Origin of the sequence: Lysobacter enzymogenes, from assembly GCF_023617245.1 — a bacterium.
Lineage (GTDB): Bacteria > Pseudomonadota > Gammaproteobacteria > Xanthomonadales > Xanthomonadaceae > Lysobacter > Lysobacter yananisis.
The window spans coordinates 3,439,323-3,459,973 of record NZ_CP067396.1 but is presented as its reverse complement, the minus strand read 5'-3'; the positions used below and the strand labels follow the sequence as shown (position 1 = coordinate 3,459,973).

General features: G+C 69.8%; 16 protein-coding genes. 12 read left to right on the top strand and 4 right to left on the bottom strand.

From position 1 onward, the window contains the following. Nucleotides 1-27: 27 nt before the first annotated feature. The 7 genes from dnaJ to carB all read left to right on the top strand — a co-directional run bounded on the left by dnaJ (nt 28) and on the right by carB (nt 10,296). Nucleotides 28-1,161: a molecular chaperone DnaJ gene (gene dnaJ, locus JHW41_RS14180; protein ID WP_057947385.1), complete on the top strand. Its 1,134-nt coding sequence runs from the start codon at nt 28-30 to the stop codon at nt 1,159-1,161. A gap of 235 nt (nt 1,162-1,396) precedes the next feature. Then, on the top strand, nt 1,397-1,912 hold the full coding sequence (locus JHW41_RS14175; protein WP_250442763.1) for a TonB family protein: 516 nt from the start codon (nt 1,397-1,399) through the stop codon (nt 1,910-1,912). A 334-nt stretch (nt 1,913-2,246) separates the two neighbouring features. Beyond that, nucleotides 2,247-4,214: a DUF3857 domain-containing transglutaminase family protein gene (locus tag JHW41_RS14170; RefSeq protein ID WP_250442762.1), complete on the top strand. Its 1,968-nt coding sequence runs from the start codon at nt 2,247-2,249 to the stop codon at nt 4,212-4,214. A 125-nt stretch (nt 4,215-4,339) separates the two neighbouring features. Next, nucleotides 4,340-5,077, top strand: a complete 738-nt coding sequence (dapB, locus tag JHW41_RS14165; protein ID WP_057947388.1) for a 4-hydroxy-tetrahydrodipicolinate reductase — start codon at nt 4,340-4,342, stop codon at nt 5,075-5,077. 416 nt (nt 5,078-5,493) lie between these two features. Further along, on the top strand, nt 5,494-6,648 hold the full coding sequence (gene carA / locus JHW41_RS14160) for a glutamine-hydrolyzing carbamoyl-phosphate synthase small subunit (RefSeq protein WP_057947389.1): 1,155 nt from the start codon (nt 5,494-5,496) through the stop codon (nt 6,646-6,648). Between the two features lie 41 nt (nt 6,649-6,689). Next, nucleotides 6,690-7,049 (top strand): four helix bundle protein, encoded by a 360-nt coding sequence (locus JHW41_RS14155; RefSeq protein ID WP_231783983.1) that lies wholly within the window; start codon nt 6,690-6,692, stop codon nt 7,047-7,049. 1 nt (nt 7,050) lies between these two features. After that, nucleotides 7,051-10,296 (top strand): carbamoyl-phosphate synthase large subunit, encoded by a 3,246-nt coding sequence (gene carB / locus JHW41_RS14150; RefSeq protein ID WP_250442760.1) that lies wholly within the window; start codon nt 7,051-7,053, stop codon nt 10,294-10,296. Here carB and JHW41_RS27030 read toward each other — a convergent pair whose 3' ends face one another. Further along, nucleotides 10,297-10,416 (bottom strand): hypothetical protein, encoded by a 120-nt coding sequence (locus tag JHW41_RS27030; RefSeq protein ID WP_428995547.1) that lies wholly within the window; start codon nt 10,414-10,416, stop codon nt 10,297-10,299. Between the two features lie 178 nt (nt 10,417-10,594). On the opposite strand from JHW41_RS27030, the gene greA reads away from it, so the two are divergent. The 5 genes from greA (at nt 10,595) to glmS (ending at nt 16,664) form a co-directional block, all read left to right on the top strand. Then, nucleotides 10,595-11,071: a transcription elongation factor GreA gene (gene greA / locus JHW41_RS14145; protein WP_057947391.1), complete on the top strand. Its 477-nt coding sequence runs from the start codon at nt 10,595-10,597 to the stop codon at nt 11,069-11,071. A gap of 44 nt (nt 11,072-11,115) precedes the next feature. Continuing rightward, nucleotides 11,116-12,072 (top strand): phosphoglycerate mutase, encoded by a 957-nt coding sequence (locus tag JHW41_RS14140; protein ID WP_250442758.1) that lies wholly within the window; start codon nt 11,116-11,118, stop codon nt 12,070-12,072. A gap of 13 nt (nt 12,073-12,085) precedes the next feature. After that, entirely contained in the window at nt 12,086-13,840 is a 1,755-nt protein-coding gene (gene recJ / locus JHW41_RS14135; RefSeq protein ID WP_428995546.1) for a single-stranded-DNA-specific exonuclease RecJ, read from the top strand. Between the two features lie 79 nt (nt 13,841-13,919). After that, a complete protein-coding gene (locus tag JHW41_RS14130) occupies nt 13,920-14,597 on the top strand; it encodes a hypothetical protein (protein ID WP_250442754.1) in 678 nt (225 codons plus the stop codon). A gap of 234 nt (nt 14,598-14,831) precedes the next feature. Then, nucleotides 14,832-16,664 (top strand): glutamine--fructose-6-phosphate transaminase (isomerizing), encoded by a 1,833-nt coding sequence (glmS, locus tag JHW41_RS14125; RefSeq protein ID WP_250442753.1) that lies wholly within the window; start codon nt 14,832-14,834, stop codon nt 16,662-16,664. Nucleotides 16,665-16,952: 288 nt separating this feature from the next. Here glmS and JHW41_RS14120 read toward each other — a convergent pair whose 3' ends face one another. The 3 genes from JHW41_RS14120 to JHW41_RS14110 are packed head-to-tail and all read right to left on the bottom strand — an operon-like array spanning nt 16,953 to nt 20,626. Next, nucleotides 16,953-17,699, bottom strand: coding sequence for a YdcF family protein (locus tag JHW41_RS14120; protein WP_250442751.1), 747 nt, complete (start codon nt 17,697-17,699; stop codon nt 16,953-16,955). Between the two features lie 7 nt (nt 17,700-17,706). Next, on the bottom strand, nt 17,707-18,963 hold the full coding sequence (locus tag JHW41_RS14115) for a glycosyltransferase family 4 protein (RefSeq protein WP_250442749.1): 1,257 nt from the start codon (nt 18,961-18,963) through the stop codon (nt 17,707-17,709). Nucleotides 18,964-18,967: 4 nt separating this feature from the next. Next, entirely contained in the window at nt 18,968-20,626 is a 1,659-nt protein-coding gene (locus tag JHW41_RS14110; RefSeq protein ID WP_250442747.1) for a heparinase II/III family protein, read from the bottom strand. Between the last annotated feature and the right edge of the window lie 25 nt (nt 20,627-20,651).

Genomic DNA, 20,651 nt, shown 5'->3' with positions numbered 1-20,651 from the left:
CCCACTTCCGACTGCCGATTCCCGCCGATGAGCAAACGCGACTACTACGAAGTGCTGGGCGTGCAACGCAACGCCAGCGACGACGACCTGAAGAAGGCCTATCGCCGCTGCGCGATGAAGTTCCACCCGGACCGCAATCCCGGCGACCAGGCCGCCGAGGCCTCGTTCAAGGAATGCAAGGAGGCCTACGAGGTCCTGTCCGACGCGTCCAAGCGCCGCGTGTACGACCAGCACGGCCACGCCGCGTTCGAGCACGGCATGGGCGGCGGCGGTGCCGGCCCGGGCTTCGCCGACATGGGCGACATCTTCGGCGACATCTTCGGCAACATTTTCGGCGGTGGGGGCGGCGGCGGCGCGCGCGGCCCGCGTCGCGGCGCCGACATCGGCTACGTGATGGAGCTGTCGCTGGAAGAGGCGGTCGGCGGGGTCGAGAAGCAGATCGAGATCCCGACCCTGGACGAGTGCGAGACCTGCAAGGGCTCGGGCTCGGCCGACGGCAAGATCGAGACCTGCACCACCTGCAACGGCCGCGGCCAGGTGCGTTTCCAGCGCGGCATCTTCTCGATGCAGCAGGCCTGCCCGCACTGCAACGGGCGCGGCCAGACCATCGCCAACCCCTGCGGCGACTGCCACGGCCAGGGCCGGGTCGAGCGGACCAAGACCCTGCAGGTCAAGATTCCCGCCGGCGTCGACAACGGCGACCGCATCCGCCTCACCGGCGAGGGCGAAGCCGGCCCGACCGGTTCGCCGCCGGGCGACCTGTACGTGGAAGTGCGCGTGCGCGAGCACGAGATCTTCCAGCGCGACGGCGACGACCTGCATTGCGAAGTGCCGATCCGCATTTCCCAGGCCGCGCTCGGCGACATCGTGCGGGTGCCCACGCTCGGCGGCGAAGTCGAGCTGCGCATCCCGGCCGAGACCCAGAGCGGCAAGCTGTTCCGCTTGCGCGACAAGGGCGTCAAGTCGGTGCGCAGCCGCAAGCCCGGCGATCTGTACTGCCGGGTCGCGGTGGAGACCCCGGTCAACCTCACCGTCGAGCAGCGAGAGTTGCTGGAGAAGTTCGAGGCGACCTTCGTCGGCGAAGGCGCGCGCAAGCATTCGCCGCGTTCCTCGACCTTCATCGACGGGGTCAAGGGGTTCTGGGACCGGATGACCTCCTGACCCCAAAGCGATAAAGCGTTGTACCCGCATCAGCGAAGGCCTCGACCGATCGGTCGGGGCCTTTGCGTATGCGGCCGGCGCGGCACGACGCCGGCATCGCCCGCCCTTTGGGCCGGCCGCCTGCAGCGACGTGCCGCGGCCGATGCGCGCATGCGCGCCCGAACGGGCGCTGGTCGCCGTTATGGAAAGCCGCTAAGGTCTTTTTGCCGATCTTCGGCGACCAAAGGACAGGGACATGAGACAGGGAGCGCTCGCGCTATTCGCAAAGGCATCGTCGTTGTCGTTGCTTTGCCTGTGTTTTACCGCCACGGCCGCGCAAGAAAAACAGTCCGCGGACGAGGACGGCGCGCCGCCGCCGCCGGTTCCGGTGGTGGTTATCGAGGAGCCGAAGCCGGGAGCCGAGATGCCGGCTCCGCCGCCCACCTTCACGCCCGCGACGCCGCGGCAGGCCGAACAGGCGCCGCAGTTTCCCGGAGGCGAAGCGGCGCTCAGGGCCTATCTCGGCAACAACCTGCAATATCCCGCGAAGGCGGTGCAAGACGAAGTGCAGGGCGCGGTGGTCGTCGATTTCGACGTCGATGTCGACGGGACGATCCAGAACATCCTGATCGTGCGGGACATCGGCGGCGGTTGCGGCGCCGAAGCGGAACGGCTCGTCCGGAAGATGCCGCGCTGGCAGCCGGGGCGGCAGGGCGGCGAGGCGGTGAAAGCGACCTACAGGCTCAATATCCACTTTGTATTGACGCACTGACGCAAAGACAGCAAAGCGGGTAAGTAACGGTCGGCGGTCGAAGTGGCTTGGGCGACTTGGTTGGTCGGGGCAGTCCCCGGCGGCGACCGCGGACGTGCCTGGCCGACGCGGGGCCGGTCGGTCCCTGCGGCCGACGGAGCCAGAATCGCGGCTGGGCCCACCTGGGCCATCGTCGCATCGCCTCGGCGCGTATGGATGCCGCGAACAAGAAAGCGAGCTTCGGCTCGCTTTTTATTTGCGCGCGCGCACGTTCGCCGCGACGATGTGATAGAAAACCGCCTGCGGCGCCGCAGCGGCGCCGACCATCGTCGATCAAGGATCAGGGGAAGAAAGGATGCGCATCGTCATGCCGCGGCGTTCGGCCGCATTGTCTGTGGCGCTGGCCGCGGCGCTCGCCGCGAACGGCGCCGCGTTCGCTCAGGCCGACAGCCAGGCCAAGCCGGGCGCACCGGCCGCCGCCGCGCCGGCGCAAGCCGCCGCCGCCGCCAAGCCAGCCGGTCGCGCCGAGGAACAACCGGCGCGCCTGGAGCGCATGCATTACACCTACACCGTGCAGCCTAACGGCGCCTACGTCGAACAGCGCGAGTCGGCGCTGAAGGTGCTGCGCGAGGACGCGGTCGAGCGCGCCAAGTACGACTCCATCGATTACAGCGCCAGCCTGCAGACGCTGGAGGTGGTCGAGGCCTACACGCTCAAGGCCGACGGCCGCCGCATCGCGGTGCCCAAGTCGAACTACCAGGTGCAGACCAACGACGGCCGCGGCGACGGCGGGCCGGCGTTCTCCGATATCGCCACCACCCAGTTGGTGTTCGCCGACGTCGCCGTCGGCGACACCGTGGTGCTGAACTACCGCCTGGTCGGCAAGCAGCCGATGTTCGAAGGCCAGTTTTCCGACACCGGCAGCTTCAGCGACTACGCCTACCTCGGCGAGATGAAGCTCAAGTACGACCTGCCGGTCTCGATGAAGATCCGCAAGGAGTCCTACGGCGCGCTCAAGACCGTGCGCGACGAGGTCGTCGGCGACCGCCGCATCCTCGAATGGAGCTACAGCAACCGCGAGCCCAAGGTGTTCGAGCCGCAGGCCGCCGCGCCGTTCGACCTGACCCGCACCAACGGCGCCTCGGTGTCGACCTTCGCCAGCTACGGCGACATCGCCCGCGTCTACGGCGAGCGCGCGCTGCCCAAGGCGGTGCCGACCGCGCGCGTGCGCAAGCTCGCAGACGAGATCGCCGCAGGCAAGACCGGCCAGCGCGAGATCGCCCAGGCGCTGTACGAATGGGTGTCGCTGAACATCAACTACGCCGGCAACTGCATCGGCCTGGGCGCGGTGGTGCCGCGCGACCAGGACTTCGTGCTCGACAACCGCATCGGCGACTGCAAGGACCACGCGACCCTGCTGCAGGCGCTGCTCGCGGCCAAGGGCATCGAGGCGACCCAGGCGCTGATCAATTCCGGCACGACCTACAAGCTGGCGCCGGTGCCGGTGGCCTCGGCGGTCAACCACGTCCTCAATTACCTGCCGGGCCTGGACCTGTACCTGGACGCCACCGCCAAGGGCATCGCCTTCGGCGAGCTGCCGTGGGCGGTGTCCGGCAAGCCGGTGCTGCGGGTGGATCGCCCGGAGCTGGAGGCGCGTACACCGGCGCCGGTCAAGCTGGCCAACCGCCAGCGCATGGACACCCAACTGGTCATCGCCGAGGACGGCAGCGTCAAGGGCACGATGAAGGTCGAGCTCGACGGCCGTCCGGCGATGGAGTTCCGCGCCGGCCTGCGCGAGCTCACCGACAAGGACGCCGCCGAGCTGGTCAAGAAGGTGTTCGAGCGCAACGGCGTGCAGGCCACCGGCAGTTTCCGCCAGGACGATCCCAAGCCGCTGCGCAGCCAGCACCGTTACCAGGTCGAGATCGACGCCAAGCAGGCGGTGCAGATGCCCGGCGCGTTCCCGCTCGGCCCGATGTTCATGACCCCGCAGCCGGTCGCCGCCCTGGTCGGCAGCGGCCAGGTCCCGGAGCTCAAGGACGAAGGCGACGGCCTGTGCGGCGGCGGCCGCTCGGAAGAGACCTACCGGATCGAGTTCCCGAAGACGGTGAAAGTGCTGGCCAAGCCGCAGGACCTGAAGCTGGAGTCCAATGGTTCGCGCTACGAGGCGAGCTATCGCCTGGAAGGCAATGTGCTGCACGCGCACCGGGTGATCGAGGACGCCACCGTCGGGCCGGTGTGCACCGGCGAGTACAACCGCGGCTATTCGGAATTCGCGCGCAAGGTGGTGCCGAACCTGAAGGCGCAGGTGATCTACCAGTAAGCGTTCGCCGCGGCGGACCGCGCGGGGCCGGCCAAGCGCCGGCCTCGTTCGTTTTCGCCGGCCCGGTCTGTTTTTCGCGCGCCGCCGGCTTGTTTTGCGCCGGCCGCAACGGCTAGCCTGCGCGCATGAACGACACCGCCAAGACCCCGATCCGACTCCTCATCCACGGCGCCAGCGGGCGCATGGGCCAGGCCTTGCTGCGGCTCGCGCGCGAACGCGACGACCTGGTCGTGGTCGCCGCGTATTCGCGCTCGCAGCCGAGCCAACGGGTCATCGACGGCGTGCCGCACTTCGCCGCGGCCGAACTCGGCGGCGCGCCGGAGTTCGACGTTGCGGTCGACTTCAGCCTGCCCGACGGCTTCGACCCGGTGCTGGCGCTGTGCGCGGCGCGCGGCAAGGCGCTGGTGTCGGGCACCACCGGCCTGTCCTCGGCGCAGAACGCGGCGATCAACGACGCCGCGGCCGGCATCGGCGTGGTCTGGGCCGCCAACTACAGCCTCGGCGTGGCGGTGCTGACCGAACTGGTGCGCCGCGCCGCCGCGGCGCTGCCGGGCTGGGACTGCGACGTGGTCGAGGCCCACCACACCCGCAAGCTCGACGCGCCCTCGGGCACGGCGTTGCACCTGGGCGCGGCGGTGGCGATCGGCCGCGGCAGCGAGCCGCACTACGCCAGCCTGCGCGCCGGCGACATCGTCGGCGAGCACACCGTGCAGTTCGCCGCGCCGGGCGAGCGGCTGGAGCTGATCCACCGCGCCAGCAACCGCGACATCTTCGCCCGCGGCGCGCTGGAGGCGGCGGTGCGGGTGGCGCAGCAGGCGCCGGGGCGGTATGGGCTGGCGGAGCTGATGTTTCCGAATCTGTGAAGGCGGCGGCCGGGTAGGGCGGTGGCGCCGGGCGGCGAGGGGTCGCGGTCGCGGCTCGCGCCGCTCCTACAGTCGCAAACGAAACCGGCCGGAGCCCCTGTAGGAGCGGCGCGAGCCGCGACCGCGAACCCGCCCGCCACCGCGTCCGCCCGATTCAGGCGCCGCCCCACGCGCTGCGTTCAGCCAAACCGGCCCCGGCGACCCCGATTCCGTTCAGCCAACCGCGCCGCCGACCCCGCCGGATCGTCATCTCCCCGCCACATTAATACTGGCGCCCGGGGCCCATCGCAGATAGAATTCCGGCTCGCCTGAATCCCAACGCCGGACCGGTCCAGCACCGCGTCCGCGCTTTGCTGCAACTGCGTTTTGCCGTAGCCGCAACGGGATCAGTTCCTCCGGCAGCCAAGGCGACCCCCGTGACCCAACCCGCAATCCTCGCTCTCGAAGACGGCACCGTGTTCGAGGGCGTTTCCGTAGGCGCGCCCGGCCTCAGCGTCGGCGAAGTCGTATTCAACACCGCCATCACCGGCTACCAGGAAATCCTCACCGACCCGTCGTACGCGCGCCAGTTGGTGACGCTGACCTATCCGCACGTCGGCAACACCGGCGTGACCGATCAGGACGACGAAGCCCGCCAGGTCTGGGCGTCCGGCCTGATCGTGCGCGACGTGCCGCGCCGCCCCAGCAACTGGCGCAGCCAGATCGCGCTGCCGCAGTGGCTGGCCGACCGCGGCGTGGTCGCCATCGCCGACATCGACACGCGCAAGCTGACCCGCCTGCTGCGCGATACCGGCGCGCAGAACGGCGCGCTGATGGCCGGCGAGATCGATGTGGACAAGGCGCTGGAAGCCGCACGCAAGTTCCCCGGCCTCAAGGGCATGGACCTGGCCAAGGAAGTCTGCACGCGCGAGCGCTACGAATGGACCGAAGGCCAGCTCGACCTCGACCGCAACGCGTTCGTGAACGCGCCGCCGCGCTTCCACGTCGTCGCCTACGACTTCGGCGTCAAGCTCAACATCCTGCGCATGCTCGCCGAACGCGGCTGCCGCATCACCGTGGTGCCGGCGCAGACCTCGGCCGCGGACGTGCTGGCGCTCAAGCCCGATGGCGTGTTCCTGTCCAACGGCCCGGGCGATCCGGAGCCGTGCGACTACGCGATCGCCGCGATCAAGGAATTCGTCGCCAAGAAGATCCCGACCTTCGGCATCTGCCTCGGCCACCAGCTGCTCGGCCTGGCTTCGGGCGCGAAGACGCTGAAGATGAAGTTCGGCCACCACGGCGCCAACCATCCGGTCCAGGATCTCGACAGCGGCCGGGTCATGATCACCTCGCAGAACCACGGTTTCGCGGTCGATGAAGCGAGCCTGCCGGCGAACGTGCGCGTGACCCATCGCTCGCTGTTCGACGGCAGCAACCAGGGCATCGCGCTGACCGACGCGCCGGCCTTCAGCTTCCAGGGCCACCCGGAAGCCAGCCCCGGCCCGCACGACGTGTCGCCGCTGTTCGACCGCTTCGTCGAATCGATGCGGGACCGGGGACCGGGGACCGGGGACCGGGAGAGGGCGGTTTGAGTCCGAGCCATTTTCGGGAATTGGACGTCTGGCGCTTGTCGATGGATCTTGCCAAGGCGGTTTATTCCCTGACGGTTGGCTTTCCGAAGGAAGAGCGGTATGGCTTGAGCTCGCAGTTGCAAAGGGCGGCCGTTTCGATTCCTTCGAACATCGCCGAAGGCAATGCGCGCGCCTCGACTCGCGATTACGCCCGTTTCATCGCCATGGCATGCGGTTCCGTTGCCGAGTTACAGACACAGCTCACCTTGGCGGTGGAACTTTCACTAGCCGATCCTGTTGCCGCGGAGTCCACAATGGAAACTGCGGAGCGAGTAAGCAAGATGCTGCACAAGCTGCATCGTTCACTCATTCAACGACTGGAGACCGGGTCCCCGGTCCCAGGTCCCCAGTCCCGGAGCTGACATGCCCAAGCGTACCGACATCAAAACCGTCCTGATCATCGGCGCAGGTCCGATCGTGATCGGCCAGGCCTGCGAGTTCGACTACTCCGGCGCGCAGGCGTGCAAGGCGCTGCGCGACGAGGGCTATCGCGTGGTCCTGGTCAACTCCAACCCCGCCACGATCATGACCGACCCGAACATGGCCGACGCCGTGTATATCGAGCCGATCAACTGGCAGACGGTCGAGAAGATCATCGCCAAGGAAAAGCCCGACGCGCTGCTGCCGACCATGGGCGGCCAGACCGCGCTGAACTGCGCGCTGGACCTGGCCGACAACGGCGTGCTGGAGAAGTACAACGTCGAATTGATCGGCGCCAAGCGCGATGCCATCCGCATGGCCGAGGACCGCGAGCTGTTCCGCGTGGCGATGAGCGAGATCGGCCTGGAATGTCCGCGCGCCGCGGTCGCGCGCACGCTGGAAGAGGCGATCGAGATCCAGGCGCGGGTCGGCTACCCGACCATCATCCGCCCCAGCTTCACCCTCGGCGGCAGCGGCGGCGGCATCGCCTACAACCGCGAAGAGCTGATCGAGATCGTCACCCGCGGCCTGGAACTGTCGCCGACCACCGAAGTGCTGGTCGAGGAGTCGGTGCTGGGCTGGAAGGAGTTCGAGATGGAAGTGGTCCGCGACACCGCGGACAACTGCATCATCGTCTGCTCGATCGAGAACTTCGACGCGATGGGCGTGCACACCGGCGACTCGATCACCGTCGCCCCGGCGCAGACCCTGACCGACAAGGAATACCAGCGCCTGCGCGACGCCTCGATCGCGGTGCTGCGCAAGATCGGCGTCGACACCGGCGGCTCCAACGTGCAGTTCGGCATCAACGCGCAGAACGGCCGCGTGGTGGTGATCGAGATGAATCCGCGCGTGTCGCGCTCCTCGGCGCTGGCGTCGAAGGCGACCGGCTTCCCGATCGCCAAGATCGCGGCCAAGCTCGCGGTCGGCTACACCCTGGACGAACTGCGCAACGAGATCACCGGCGGCGCGACCCCGGCGTCGTTCGAGCCGTCGATCGATTACGTGGTCACCAAGATCCCGCGCTTCGCGTTCGAGAAGTTCCCGCAGGCCGACGCGCGCCTGACCACGCAGATGAAGTCGGTCGGCGAAGTCATGGCGATGGGCCGCACCTTCCAGGAATCGCTGCACAAGGCGCTGCGCGGGCTGGAGACCGGCAAGGTCGGCCTCGACCCGACCGGCCTGGACCTGTCCAGCGACAGCGATCTGGCCGTGCTCAAGCGCGAGCTCAAGGAACCGGGCCCGGAGCGGATGTTCTACATCGGCGACGCGTTCCGCGCCGGCCTCAGCGTCGAGGACGTGCACGCGCTGTCGTTCGTCGATCCGTGGTTCCTCGACCAGATCGAGGAACTGATCGCGACCGAACGCGAGGTCGCCGACGCCGGCCTGGGCGCGCTCGACAAGGCCCGCATGCGCGCGCTCAAGCGCATGGGCTTCTCCGACGCGCGCCTGGCCCAGCTGACCGGCACCGACGAGACCGCGGTGCGCACCCTGCGCCGCGCGTTCGGCGTGCGCCCGGTGTACAAGCGGGTGGATTCCTGCGCCGCCGAATTCGCCACCACCACCGCCTACATGTACTCGACCTACGAGGACGAGTGCGAAGCCAACCCGACCGGCCGCGACAAGATCATCGTGCTCGGCGGCGGCCCCAACCGCATCGGCCAGGGCATCGAGTTCGACTATTGCTGCGTGCACGCCGCGCTCGCCCTGCGCGAGGACGGCTATGAAACCATCATGGTCAACTGCAACCCGGAGACCGTGTCGACCGACTACGACACCTCCGACCGCCTGTACTTCGAGCCGCTGACGCTGGAAGACGTGCTCGAAATCGCCGATCTGGAAAAGCCCAAGGGCGTGATCGTGCAGTACGGCGGCCAGACCCCGCTGAAGCTGGCGCGCGCGCTGGAAGCCAACGGCGTGCCGATCGTCGGCACCACCCCGGACAGCATCGACCTGGCCGAGGACCGCGAGCGCTTCCAGAAGCTGGTGCAGGAGCTGGGCCTGGCCCAGCCGCTCAACCGCACCGCGCGCAATCCCGACGAGGCGCTGGCCCTGGCCTCGCAGATCGGCTATCCGCTGGTGGTGCGCCCGAGCTACGTGCTCGGCGGCCGGGCGATGGAGATCGTCTACTCCGACGCCGACCTGAGCCGCTACATCCGCGACGCGGTCAAGGTCTCCAACGATTCGCCGGTGCTGCTGGACCGCTTCCTCGACAACGCCGTGGAAGTCGACGTCGACGTGATCGCCGACCGCGAAGGCCGGGTGCTGATCGGCGGCGTCATGGAGCACATCGAGGAGGCCGGCGTGCACTCGGGCGACTCCTCGTGCTCGCTGCCGCCGTATTCGCTGTCGCCGGCCACCCAGGAACGGCTGCGCGAGCAGGTGGTGGCGCTGGCCAAGGCGCTCAAGGTCGTGGGCCTGATGAACACCCAGTTCGCGATCCAGACCGACGCCGACGGCAACGAAACCATCTACCTGATCGAGGTCAACCCGCGCGCCTCGCGCACCGTGCCGTTCGTGTCCAAGGCCACCGGCATGGCGCTGGCCAAGATCGCCGCGCGCTGCATGGTCGGCCAGACCCTGACCTCGCAGGACGCGGTCGACGAGATCGTGCCGGACTACTACTCGGTCAAGGAAGCGATCTTCCCGTTCGCCAAGTTCCAGGGCGTCGATCCGATCCTCGGGCCGGAGATGCGCTCCACCGGCGAGGTGATGGGCGTGGGCCAGAACTTCGGCGCGGCGATGGCGCGCGCGCAGGAGGCCGGCGGCATCAAGGCGCCGCCGGTGGGCAAGGTGTTCATCTCCGTGCGCGATCCGGACAAGCAGCGCGTGCTGCCGGTGGCGCAGGAACTGGCGCGCCGCGGCTACGGCCTGGTCGCCACCAGCGGCACCCAGGCGTTCTTCGCCGAGCACGGCGTGGCCTGCGAGTCGATCAACAAGGTCACCGAAGGCCGCCCGCACATCGTCGACCTGATCAAGAACGGCGAGATCGTCTACATCATCAACACCACCGAAGGCCGCCAGGCGATCTCGGATTCGTTCTCGATCCGGCGCGAGGCGCTGCAGCAGCGGGTGACCTATTCGACCACCGTGTCGGGCGCGCGCGCGCTGGTCAACTCGCTCGACTACCGCGGCCAGGGGCCGGTGTGGTCGCTGCAGGAACTGCACGCGCAGATCGGCGGACGCTGATCAGCGCTGGTTCGCGCTGATTTGGCAGGATCGATCGGCGCGAGCCGGTCGATCCCGCCCGGCGCCGTCCGGGCCCGCTTTTGTGGGAGGGCCTTCAGGCCCGATGCTTTCCGGCCAGATCGCGCCGATCTGTGACCAAAGCACCGGGCCTGAAGGCCCTCCCACAGGCGTTTACCTTCGGATTTCAAGGGCTGTCTTCCGCCGGGCTTCCCCGGCACAATGCCCCTGGACACATCTTCGAAACAACCGCGCCGGGCCCAAGGATCCGCCCGGCGTCGCACCGCAGAGGAACCAAGGAATGAGAGCACCCATTACCGCCAAGGGCGCGCTGCGCCTGCGCGCCGAACTGGAAGAACTCAAGTCGGTCAAGCGCCCGGCCGTGATCAACGCGATCGCCGAAGCGCGCGCCCACGGCGACCTGAAGGAAAACGCGGAGTACCACGCCGCGCGCGAGCAGCAGGGCTTCATCGAAGGCCGCATCAAGCAGCTCGAGGCCGAGCTGTCGCACGCCCAGATCATCGACACCAGCACCCTCAACGCCGGTTCCAAGGTGGTGTTCGGCGCCAACGTCGAACTGGCCGACACCGAGACCGACGAAGAAAAGCGCTACCAGATCGTCGGCGACCTGGAAGCCGACATCAAGCTGGGCCTGATCGCGATTTCCTCGCCGGTGGCGCGCGCGCTGATCGGCAAGAACGAGGGCGACACCGTCGTCATCGAGGCCCCGGGCGGCACCCGCGAGTACGAGATCGTCGGCGTCAGCTACGAAGGCTGAGCCGCGCCGGTCGACACACACATCCGCACGCCCATCCGCACGCCATGAACCGCGTCGACCTGTTGCTGCCCGCGCGCGAACGCTTCGGCGGCCAACGCCTGGGCGAAGCGCTGGGTCTGCGCTTCGGCCGCGCCGACCGCACGGTCGAGGCGGCCGATCCGGCCGCGCGCGCGTTCGACCTCCTGCCGCGCGGCTGGCCGGTGGCCGCGGCCACCCGCCAGCGCGACGCCGGCGATGCCGCCCATGGCGCGTGGCTGCGCGCCGATCCGGTCTATGTGCGTCCCGACATCAACGGCGCGCGCCTGCTCGCCTACGGCCGCGCGCTGTCGTTGAGCGAACGCGACAGCGCCGCGCTGCTGCCGGCGCTCAAGCCGTTGTTCGGCGATGCCGGTTTTCCCATCGACGCGCCCGCGCCGGATCGCTGGTACGTGGCGCTGCCGCGCGAAACCCGGCTGCCGCGCTTCGTCTCGCCCGAGCAAGCGCTGGGCGAAGATATGTTCCAGCACCTGCCCGAAGGCGAGGGCGCCGAAGGCCGCCGCTGGCGCGCGCTGCTGAGCGAGGCGCAGGTGGTGCTGCACAACCATCCGCACAACCTGGCCCGCGCCGAAGCCGGGCTGGCTCCGGTCAATTCGCTGTGGTTCTGGGGCGCGGGCGCGCTGCCGGACCGGGTGCGCTGCGACTACGCCGGCGTGTACAGCGACGACGAGGCGCTGACCGCGTTCGGCGCCCAGGCCGGCATCTCCAGCGGTCCCTTGCCGCACGCCTGGACCGAGCCGGCGGGCGAGGGCGCCGCTGTCGAAGGCGCGTGCCTGTTCGACCTGCGCGCGCAGCGCGACCTCGCCCTGATCCAGCGCGACTGGCTGCAACCGCTGGCGCAGGCGCTCGACCGCGGCGCGCTCGCGCGCGTGGCGGCGCTGTGCGCCGACGGCGAGCGTTTCGAACTGGCGCGCTCGCAGCGCTGGCGGTTCTGGCGCAAGCCGTTGCGCTCGTTGCTGGATTGAACGCGCGCATGCCATCGCCGTCGCCGGAGCCGCGGCGTTGAAGCCCGCCGCGCGCCTGCGCCGGCGCGAGCCGGCGGCCGACGCACACGGGCCGCAGTGGCCCGACTCGATTCCGCCGTTGCTGCAGCGGATCTATGCCGCGCGCGGCGCGACCTGCGTCGAACAGGCCCAGCCCAAGCTCGCCCAACTGCTGCCGCCGGACGGCATGCTCGGCCTGGACAAGGCGACCGAACTGCTGGCCGAGGCGATCGCCGCCGACCGCCACATCCTGGTGGTCGGCGACTTCGATTGCGACGGCGCCACCGCCTGCGCGGTCGGCGTGCGCGGGCTGCGCATGCTCGGCGCGAAGCGGGTGTCGCACGCGGTGCCCAACCGCATCGTCCACGGCTACGGCCTGTCGCCGGCGTTGGTCGATGAGCTGGCGCGGCTGCAACCGGATCTGTTGGTGACCGTCGACCACGGCATCGCCTGTCACGCCGGCATCGAAGCGGCGCGCGCGCGCGGCTGGCAGGTGTTGGTGACCGACCACCATTTGCCCGGCGAGCGCCTGCCGCAGGCCGACGCCATCGTCGATCCGAACCAGCCCGGCGACGCCTTCCCGAGCAAGATGCTGGCCGGCGTCGGAGTGATGTTCTACGTGCTGCTGGCGCTGCGCCGGCGGCTGCGCGAAGCCGGCGCGTTCGGCGCCGGCGGCATCGGCCCGGACCTGAGCCAATTGCTCGACCTGGTCGCGGTCGGCACCGTCGCCGACCTGGTTCCGCTGGACCCGAACAACCGCGCCCTGGTCGCCGCCGGCTTGCGCCGCTTGCGCGCGGGCCACGGCTGCGCCGGCCTGCGCGCGCTGATCGAAGTATCGCAGCGCGATCACCGCCGCCTCACCGCCGCCGACATCGGCTACGCGCTGGCGCCGCGGCTCAACGCCGCCGGCCGCCTGGAGGACATGGCGCTGGGTATCGAATGCCTGCTGACCGAGAACCCGGCGCAGGCGCGCGAGATCGCCGGCACGCTCAACGAGATCAATGCCGAGCGCCGCGCGGTGCAGCAACAGATGACCGACGAGGCCGAGCGCGCGTTCGCGCGCGTGGCTTTCGATCCGGCCGCCGCGCCGCTGGCGCCGTGCCTGTTCGATCCGGACTGGCATCCCGGCGTGGTCGGCCTGGTCGCCTCGAAGATGAAGGAACGCCTGCACCGGCCGGTGATCGCGTTCGCGCCGGCGGAACCGGGCAGCGCGCAGCTGCGCGGCTCGGCGCGTTCGATTCCCGGCTTCCACATCCGCGACGCGCTCGCCGACGTCGCCGCGCGCCATCCCGAGTTGATCGAACGCTTCGGCGGCCACGCCATGGCCGCCGGCCTGTCGCTGCACCGCGACGCGTTCGAACCGTTCCGCGATGCCTTCGACGCGGTCGCGCGCGCGGCGCTGACGCCGGAGCTGCTGCAGGCCGACGTGCTCAGCGACGGCGCGCTGGCCCCGGCCGAGTTCGACCGCCGCCACGCCGAATCGCTGCGCGACGGCGGGCCGTGGGGACAGGGCTTCGCCGAACCGCAGTTCGACGGCGAATTCGAAGTGCTGTCGTGGCGCGTGATCGGCGAGCGCCACCTCAAGTTGGAACTGGGTTGCGAAGGGCGCCGGCTCAACGCCATCGAGTTCGGCGGTTGGGACGGCAACAAGCCGCCGCCGTGGGTGCGCATCGCCTATCGCCTGGAGCCGGACGACTACCGCGGCGGCGAGGCTGTACAGCTCATCGTCGTCCACCGCGAGGCGCTTTGACCGCCGCCGTGCCGATGTCGGCCGTCGGCGCGAATCCGCGCGCCGCTATTCCACGCTGGGCAATCGAGGTCCGCCATCGATGAAACCGACCACCGTCGTTGTTGCGTTGCTGTTTCTGCTCGCCGCTGCGGCCGCTGCCGGGGCCGACGAGCGCGTCTACGTCGGCAAGATCGTCGAAGTTTCGCCGGGGCGCATCGCGATCGGCAGGAAAAACGCCGTCGTCTACATCGGCTTCTACGGCGAGGCGAAGGCGCTGGAACGTTTGGCCGATGTGCGCGTGGGAGACGAGGTGCGCGCCGTGTTCGGCACGGGTACGCCTCCGGGCGCGACCGAGACCATCAACAAGCTCGTCGACATCCGGCGATGCGCCGGCAACGACCGGCAATGCGCCGCGGACGGCAGGGCCGAAGACGCCAGGGACGCGATGGAGGAGCGGGCCCGTGCCGCCGGCTCGCGCCAGGACTCGCAGTGCTCGCGGGCGCTGGACGAGGCCTTTCTGAAGGACCCGCGTTACGTTGCTCCGGTCGAGGTCGATGGCGCCCTGGCCGAGGCGATGCGGCTCGAGTTGAATTCGTTCGTCGGACCGCGACGCGACTGCGCCCACGGGATCCTGGCGGGCCATCAGGCGGCGGTGTTCGATACCTGTGTGGCTCAGGGTTGCGGTGAACGCATCGGCGGCGGATGCGGCCACCTCGCGGGCTATGCGGTGACGGACGCCGCGATCAGGCACGCGGTGCTCGAGTGCAGGGCGAAATGACGGCGCATACCGGCATTCGGCCGTCTCTCGGGCCTGCGCCCGCTTCGTCGGTGGTGTAACGCGTCGGTCACGCCGACGTGTTCGATCTCCCGGTGCAGCCGGGCGCCGCATTGGGCTTGTTGAACCGTTCGCTAACGATCTGTGCCGGCGGTAGCGCCGTCGCGACGCAGTTCGCGACGGCCGGGGGAAGGCCCGGCTAGACTGGCCGGCACTCTTCCCCCGGAGTTTTTCAGCATGTGCGGAATCGTTGGCGCGATCGCCGATCGCGATGTGGTACCGGTCCTGATCGACGGCCTGAAGCGGCTGGAATACCGCGGTTACGACTCGGCGGGCATCGCCGTGTTCGACGGCGCGCAACTGCGCCGGGTGCGCCGGACCGGGCGCGTGTCGGAGATGGAGAACGCGGCCCAGGCCGAGGGCTTCAGCGCGCAGGTCGGCATCGGCCATACGCGTTGGGCGACCCACGGCGGCGTCACCGAGGCCAATGCGCATCCGCACATCAGCTTCGGCGAACTGGCGGTGGTGCACAACGGCATCATCGAGAACCACGACGAGCAGCGCGAGCGTTTGCGCGCGGCCGGTTATGCGTTCGAATCGCAGACCGACACCGAAGTGATCGCGCACCTGGTGCATTTCCATCTGCGGCAAGGGCTCGATCTGCTCGCCGCGGTGCAGTCGGCGGCGCGCGAGCTGGTCGGCGCGTACGCGATCGCGGTGGTGAGCTTGAACGAGCCTGGCCGCTTGATCGCCGCGCGCATGGGCTGCCCGTTGCTGGTCGGGCTCGGTGAGGGCGAGAACTTCGTCGCCAGCGACGTCTCGGCGATCGTGCAGGCCACGCGCCGGGTGATCTTCCTGGAAGAGGGCGACACCGCCGAGATCACCCGCGCCGCGGTGCGGGTGTTCGATGCGGGCGGCGCGGCGATCGAGCGCGAAGTGCACCTGTCGGACGTGTCACTGGCCTCGCTGGAGCTGGGGCCGTACCGGCACTTCATGCAGAAGGAGATTCACGAGCAGCCGCGCGCGATCGCCGACACGATCGAGGCGGTGATCGACAACAACGGCTTCAGCGCGTCGCTGTTCGGGGCCAAGGCCGAAGAGGTGTTCGCCGGCGTCGAAGGCGTGCAGATCCTGGCCTGCGGCACCAGCTACTACGCCGGCCTGACCGCGCGCTACTGGATCGAGGCCATCGCCGGCCTGCCGTGCCAGGTCGAGATCGCCAGCGAATACCGCTACCGCGCGGCGGTGGCGAACCCGAAGCAGTTGATCGTGACCATTTCGCAGTCCGGCGAAACGCTCGACACGATGGAGGCGTTGAAATACGCCAAGTCGCTCGGGCATGAGAAGACGCTGTCGATCTGCAACGTGCCCGAGAGCGCGATCCCGCGCGCGAGCACGCTGGTGTACTACACCCGCGCCGGCGCCGAGATCGGCGTGGCCTCGACCAAGGCCTTCACCACGCAGCTGGTGGCGCTGTTCACCCTGACCGCGACCCTGGCCAAGCTGCGCGGCGCGCTCAGCGACGAACAGGAAGCCGAATACCTCGACGCGCTGCGCCACCTGCCCGGCAGCGTGCAGCACGCGCTGAACCTGGAGCCGCAGGTGGCCGGCTGGGCCGAGCGTTTCGCGCCCAAGCACCACGCGCTGTTCCTGGGCCGCGGGGTGCATTACCCGATCGCGCTGGAAGGCGCGCTCAAGCTCAAGGAAATCTCCTACATCCACGCCGAAGCGTACCCGGCGGGCGAACTCAAGCACGGCCCGCTGGCGCTGGTGGACGCGGCGATGCCGGTGGTGGTGATCGCGCCGAACGACAAGCTGCTGGAGAAGGTGAAGTCGAACATCCAGGAAGTGCGCGCGCGCGGCGGCGAGATGTTCGTATTCGCCGACCTGGACAGCCACTTCGGCGAATCCGAGCAGGTGCACGTGATCCGCACGCCGCGCCATGTCGGCGTGCTGTCGCCGGTGGTGCATGCGATCCCGGTGCAGCTGTTGGCGTATCACGCGGCGCTGGCGCGCGGGACGGATGTGGACAAGCCGCGGAATCTGGCGAAGGCGGTTACGGTGGAGTAAGCGGTCGTGACGGCGCCGCGGGCTTGGGCTCGCGGCGCTGGTTGCCGCAGTAGCAGCGACAACTGCAGCAATAGCAACGGCAAGATCAAAATGGGTTCCGGCTTTCGCCGGAATGACGGGGGAAAGTGGCGCCGGCTTACGGCTCACTCCTCATGGCTCATGGCTCATGGCTCATGGCTCACGGCTGATGATGGCCGTGTTTCCCCACCCCGTCATTCCGGCGAAAGCCGGAACCCATTTTGATTTTGCTCCTGCCCGCGAGCGAAGAAATACCCGGCGCGCGCAACCTCACCCGAACGTCGCCACCACCAACCCGGCGTACTCGCGCAAGGCCTGCGCACTCTCATCCAAGGTCCGCATCGACGGCGTCCACGCCTCCGGCGGCGCTGCCGCGACCGGCGGCTCCGGCGCCAGCGGCAGCGCCGGCAGCCCGGCGCGCTGGAACCATTGCAGGGCGCGCGGCATGTGCAGGGCCGAGGTGACCAGGATCGCGCGCTTCCAGCCGCGTTCGGCGGCGATGCGCGCGCTGCGCTCGGCGTTGGCGCGAGTGTCGCCGCTGGCATCCTCCAGCACCAGCGCCTGCCGAGGTACGCCGAGCTCGACCAGCGCATCGGCCATGATCGCCGCTTCGCTGACCCCGCGCGTGCGGGCGCTGGCGCCGCCGCTGAGCAGGATCGCCGGCGCGCGTCCGGCCTGCCAGGCGCGCGCGGCCGCGGCGACGCGGTTGCCGGCCAGTTCCGGCGCGTCGGCGTCGCCGCGCGCGAAAGCGCTGACCCGGCCGATGCCGCCGCCGAGCACCACGATCACGTCGGCCTGCGGCAGGCCTTCGGCGCTCTGGCCCAGATAGCCGCGCTGCAGCGAATCGCGCAGCGCGCCGGCCGCGGCCGGCAGCGACCACAGCAGCGACCACGCCACGGCCAACACGCCGAGCGCGAGCGCGCTGCGGCGCCAATGCAGCAGCCACACCAGCGCCGCCAGCGCCAGGCCGACGGCGCTGGCGTGCAGGGGCTGGGTCAACCACGCGGCGGCGGACATGCGTCGTTTACTCCGGCGTGCGCAGCAGGCCGCGCGCGCCGTCGTCGTCGACCAGCCGCGCCAGGGCGTCGCTCATCAGCCGCGCCTGGCGGTCGCGCGAGTACGCCGGCGCCGCGGCCAGGCTGGCTTCGCGCAGCCGGCGCATGCGCTCGGGATCGCCGGCCAGCGCGGCGATCTCGTCGGCCATCGCCGCCGCGTCCTCCGGCGCCACGCACACGCCGCAACCGGTGCTTTCGACGATCCGCACCGCCTCGCCGCGCGGCAGCGACATCAGCGCCGGGATGCCCATGCCCATGCCTTCGAACAGCTTGGACGGGATCACCGAGGCGAACACCGGCGTGTCGCGCAGCGGGATCAGCGACAGGTCGCACAGGCCCCAGAGCCTGGGCATCATTTCCTTGGGCTGGCGCGGGATCATGCGCACGTTGGGCAGGGCGCGTTCGGCCGCCATCCGCTCCACGTGCGCGCGCTGCGCGCCGCTTCCGGCGAAGAAGAACACGATGCGCGGGTCGTCGCGCAGCCGTTCGGCGGCCTCGATCACCTTCTCCAGGCCATGGGCCATGCCGTGGGTGCCGAGGTAGCCGACCACGAAGCGGCCGTCGAGGTCGTACTGCTTCGCCATCGCTTGATCGCGCGCGGCGGGGCGGTAGCGTTGCAGGTCGACGCCGTTGAGCACGACGTGGATCTTGTCGGCCTGCACGCCGCGATGGACCAGTTCTTCGCGGAAGGACTGGGTCACCGGCACGATCGCGTCGGCGCTGCGGTAGAGGAACATCTCGAGCTTTTCCAGCGCCCGGATCGCGGCGCTGCGCTGCATCGCGCCGACCGCGGTGATCGAGGCCGGCCACAGGTCGCGCAGCTCGAACACGAACGGCCGGCGCTTGAGCCGCGCCAGCGCCCAGCCGCCGAGCGCGCAGAAGAATTGCGGCGAGGTCGCCACGACCACGTCGTGGCGACGTTCGAACAGCCCGGCCACGGTGCCGGCGGCCATGAAGCTCAGATAATCCAGGGTGCGCTTGAGGAAGCCCTCGTTCGCGGTGATGTAGGTCTTGACCCGCACCACCCGGATGCCGTCGAGCGTCTCCACGCTGCGCCAGGCGTTGCGGTAGCCGGGGAACAGCTTGCCTTCGGGGAAGTTCGGCGCGCAGGTGATCACCGTGACCTCGTGGCCGGCGCGCACCCAGCGCACCGCGTGCTCGTAGGTGCGGGTGGCCGGGGCGTTGCCCTCGGGCGGGAAGTTGTCGGTCAGGAACAGGATGCGCATGGCGTCAGCGTCCCCATTCCAGCACCAGGGTCGCGGTGCCCACGCGCGGGTCGATCAGGGTTTCGATCACCGTGCAGGCTTCGCGCAAGCCGAAGCCGGGGTGATAGCGGCCCGGCACCAGCGCATCGCCGCCGGCCTCGCTGCGCCAGCGCAGTTGCGCGGGGCCGTCGCCGTCGCCGGCGGCGCGGATATCGTGGCCGTCGACTTCGCACTGCGGATGCACGCGCAAGCGCGCGATCGCCTCGCCGAAGCGGCCGTCGATGCGGTCCTCGATGCGCAGCCCGCGCGGGGTCAGCACCCAGCGCCGGCGATGCAGCGGCCGGCCCTTGAGCCGGCGATAGCCGTCGTGCGCGGCGCTGAGCCACAGCGATTCGCCCTCGCGCCCGTGCGCGACCGCGCGCGGCCGCGCGCGCCGGGCGACGCGGAAGCTGGCCCAGACTTCCGAGGAATCCTGGCCGTCGATCTCGACCGTATTGTGCGCGGCGGTGCCGCGTTGCCACAGTCGCTCGGGATCGATGTCGTAGCGCGAGATGCCGGCGTTGACCAGCACCCGCCGGCCGCGCAGCGACAGTTCGAAGCTCAGGGTGTCTGCGTGGGCGTGGCCGGGCAGGTAGTCCGGGCCGATTTCGCCGACATCGCAGATCAACACCGCTTCGCCCGATTGCAGTCGTGCGTAACCCGATTGCGGCAGCAACTGCAGCGGCTCGCGCGAGGCCGGCGGCGGCTCGATGCCGAGCGCGCGCGCGTAATCCTGCAGCGCCGCGAGCGGCGGCGCGATGCCGAGCGCGGCGTCGTTGAAGAAGGCGATGCCGCCGTCGGGGTGGGTCATGACCGCCAGCCACGCCAGCATCGCCCGCGCCTTGTCGCGCCACAACTGCACGTCGCGTTCGGGGAACGCGCCGGGGTAGACCAGGGCCAGCTGGACCAGGTCGAGCAGGTCCTCCAGCAGGATCGCGTGGTACATCGGGCTGCGTTCGAAATGGCCGCCGTCGGCGAGGATCTGCTCGTCGATCTGCGCGCGCAGGCCGAACAGGCCCAGTTCGCGCCAACGCACCGCCTCGGAGCCTTCGAAGAACGCGCCGGCGAACAGCAGCGCCTTGTAGTTCGCCCACAGGTGGTTGCCGAGCAGGTGCCGCTCCAGCCGCCCGCGCAGGAACCGCACCTGGGTGGCGAGGCTGTCGAGCGCGGTGCGCGCGCGCGCGGCGTCGCCGAACAACTGGCCGCCGCAGCGCCACTTGATCCAGTTGACGATGCGCAGCGACAGGCAATACGGCTCCCAGCCGTTGCCGGCCGGCGGCGGGTTGTCGGCGATCCAGCGCGCGATCAGGTCGCGGTGCCAGTGTTCGCGCGAGGCCGCGGCGTCGGCGTTGAGATCGTCGAAGTAATGCAGGTTGTACAGCCACAGCTTCGGCAGCCGGGTGCTGTTCCAGTCGTTGGCGCCGGCCTCGTGCTCCTCGTTGAGGAAGCGGAAGCGGGTCGGCCCGAGCATCGAAGGCTCGCGCGCGCAGGCGATCCAGCCGCGTTCGAACGCGGCCATCTGCGGCGCCGGCGCGTGGGCGACGCGCGGGCGGTGCAGGCGGTGCCAGGCGCGGCCGTAGATCTGCACCGGGCGCAGGTGGCGCACGGTATGCCACAGCCGCGGCAGGCGCGTGGCCAGGCTCATGCGGCGCTCTCCGGGCCCGGGCGCG

What these genes read in the sequence shown, in the direction of transcription:
- glmS (WP_250442753.1), top strand. Translation starts at nt 14,832, where the DNA reads ATGTGCGGAATCGTTGGCGCGATCGCCGATCGCGATGTGGTACCGGTC.
- JHW41_RS14115 (WP_250442749.1), bottom strand. Translation starts at nt 18,963, where the DNA reads ATGCGCATCCTGTTCCTGACCGACAACTTCCCGCCCGAGGGCAACGCC.
- greA (WP_057947391.1), top strand. Translation starts at nt 10,595, where the DNA reads ATGAGAGCACCCATTACCGCCAAGGGCGCGCTGCGCCTGCGCGCCGAA.
- JHW41_RS14120 (WP_250442751.1), bottom strand. Translation starts at nt 17,699, where the DNA reads ATGTCCGCCGCCGCGTGGTTGACCCAGCCCCTGCACGCCAGCGCCGTC.
- JHW41_RS14170 (WP_250442762.1), top strand. Translation starts at nt 2,247, where the DNA reads ATGCGCATCGTCATGCCGCGGCGTTCGGCCGCATTGTCTGTGGCGCTG.
- dapB (WP_057947388.1), top strand. Translation starts at nt 4,340, where the DNA reads ATGAACGACACCGCCAAGACCCCGATCCGACTCCTCATCCACGGCGCC.
- JHW41_RS14155 (WP_231783983.1), top strand. Translation starts at nt 6,690, where the DNA reads ATGGATCTTGCCAAGGCGGTTTATTCCCTGACGGTTGGCTTTCCGAAG.
- JHW41_RS14130 (WP_250442754.1), top strand. Translation starts at nt 13,920, where the DNA reads ATGAAACCGACCACCGTCGTTGTTGCGTTGCTGTTTCTGCTCGCCGCT.
- JHW41_RS14140 (WP_250442758.1), top strand. Translation starts at nt 11,116, where the DNA reads ATGAACCGCGTCGACCTGTTGCTGCCCGCGCGCGAACGCTTCGGCGGC.
- JHW41_RS14175 (WP_250442763.1), top strand. Translation starts at nt 1,397, where the DNA reads ATGAGACAGGGAGCGCTCGCGCTATTCGCAAAGGCATCGTCGTTGTCG.
- carB (WP_250442760.1), top strand. Translation starts at nt 7,051, where the DNA reads ATGCCCAAGCGTACCGACATCAAAACCGTCCTGATCATCGGCGCAGGT.
- JHW41_RS14110 (WP_250442747.1), bottom strand. Translation starts at nt 20,626, where the DNA reads ATGAGCCTGGCCACGCGCCTGCCGCGGCTGTGGCATACCGTGCGCCAC.
- dnaJ (WP_057947385.1), top strand. Translation starts at nt 28, where the DNA reads ATGAGCAAACGCGACTACTACGAAGTGCTGGGCGTGCAACGCAACGCC.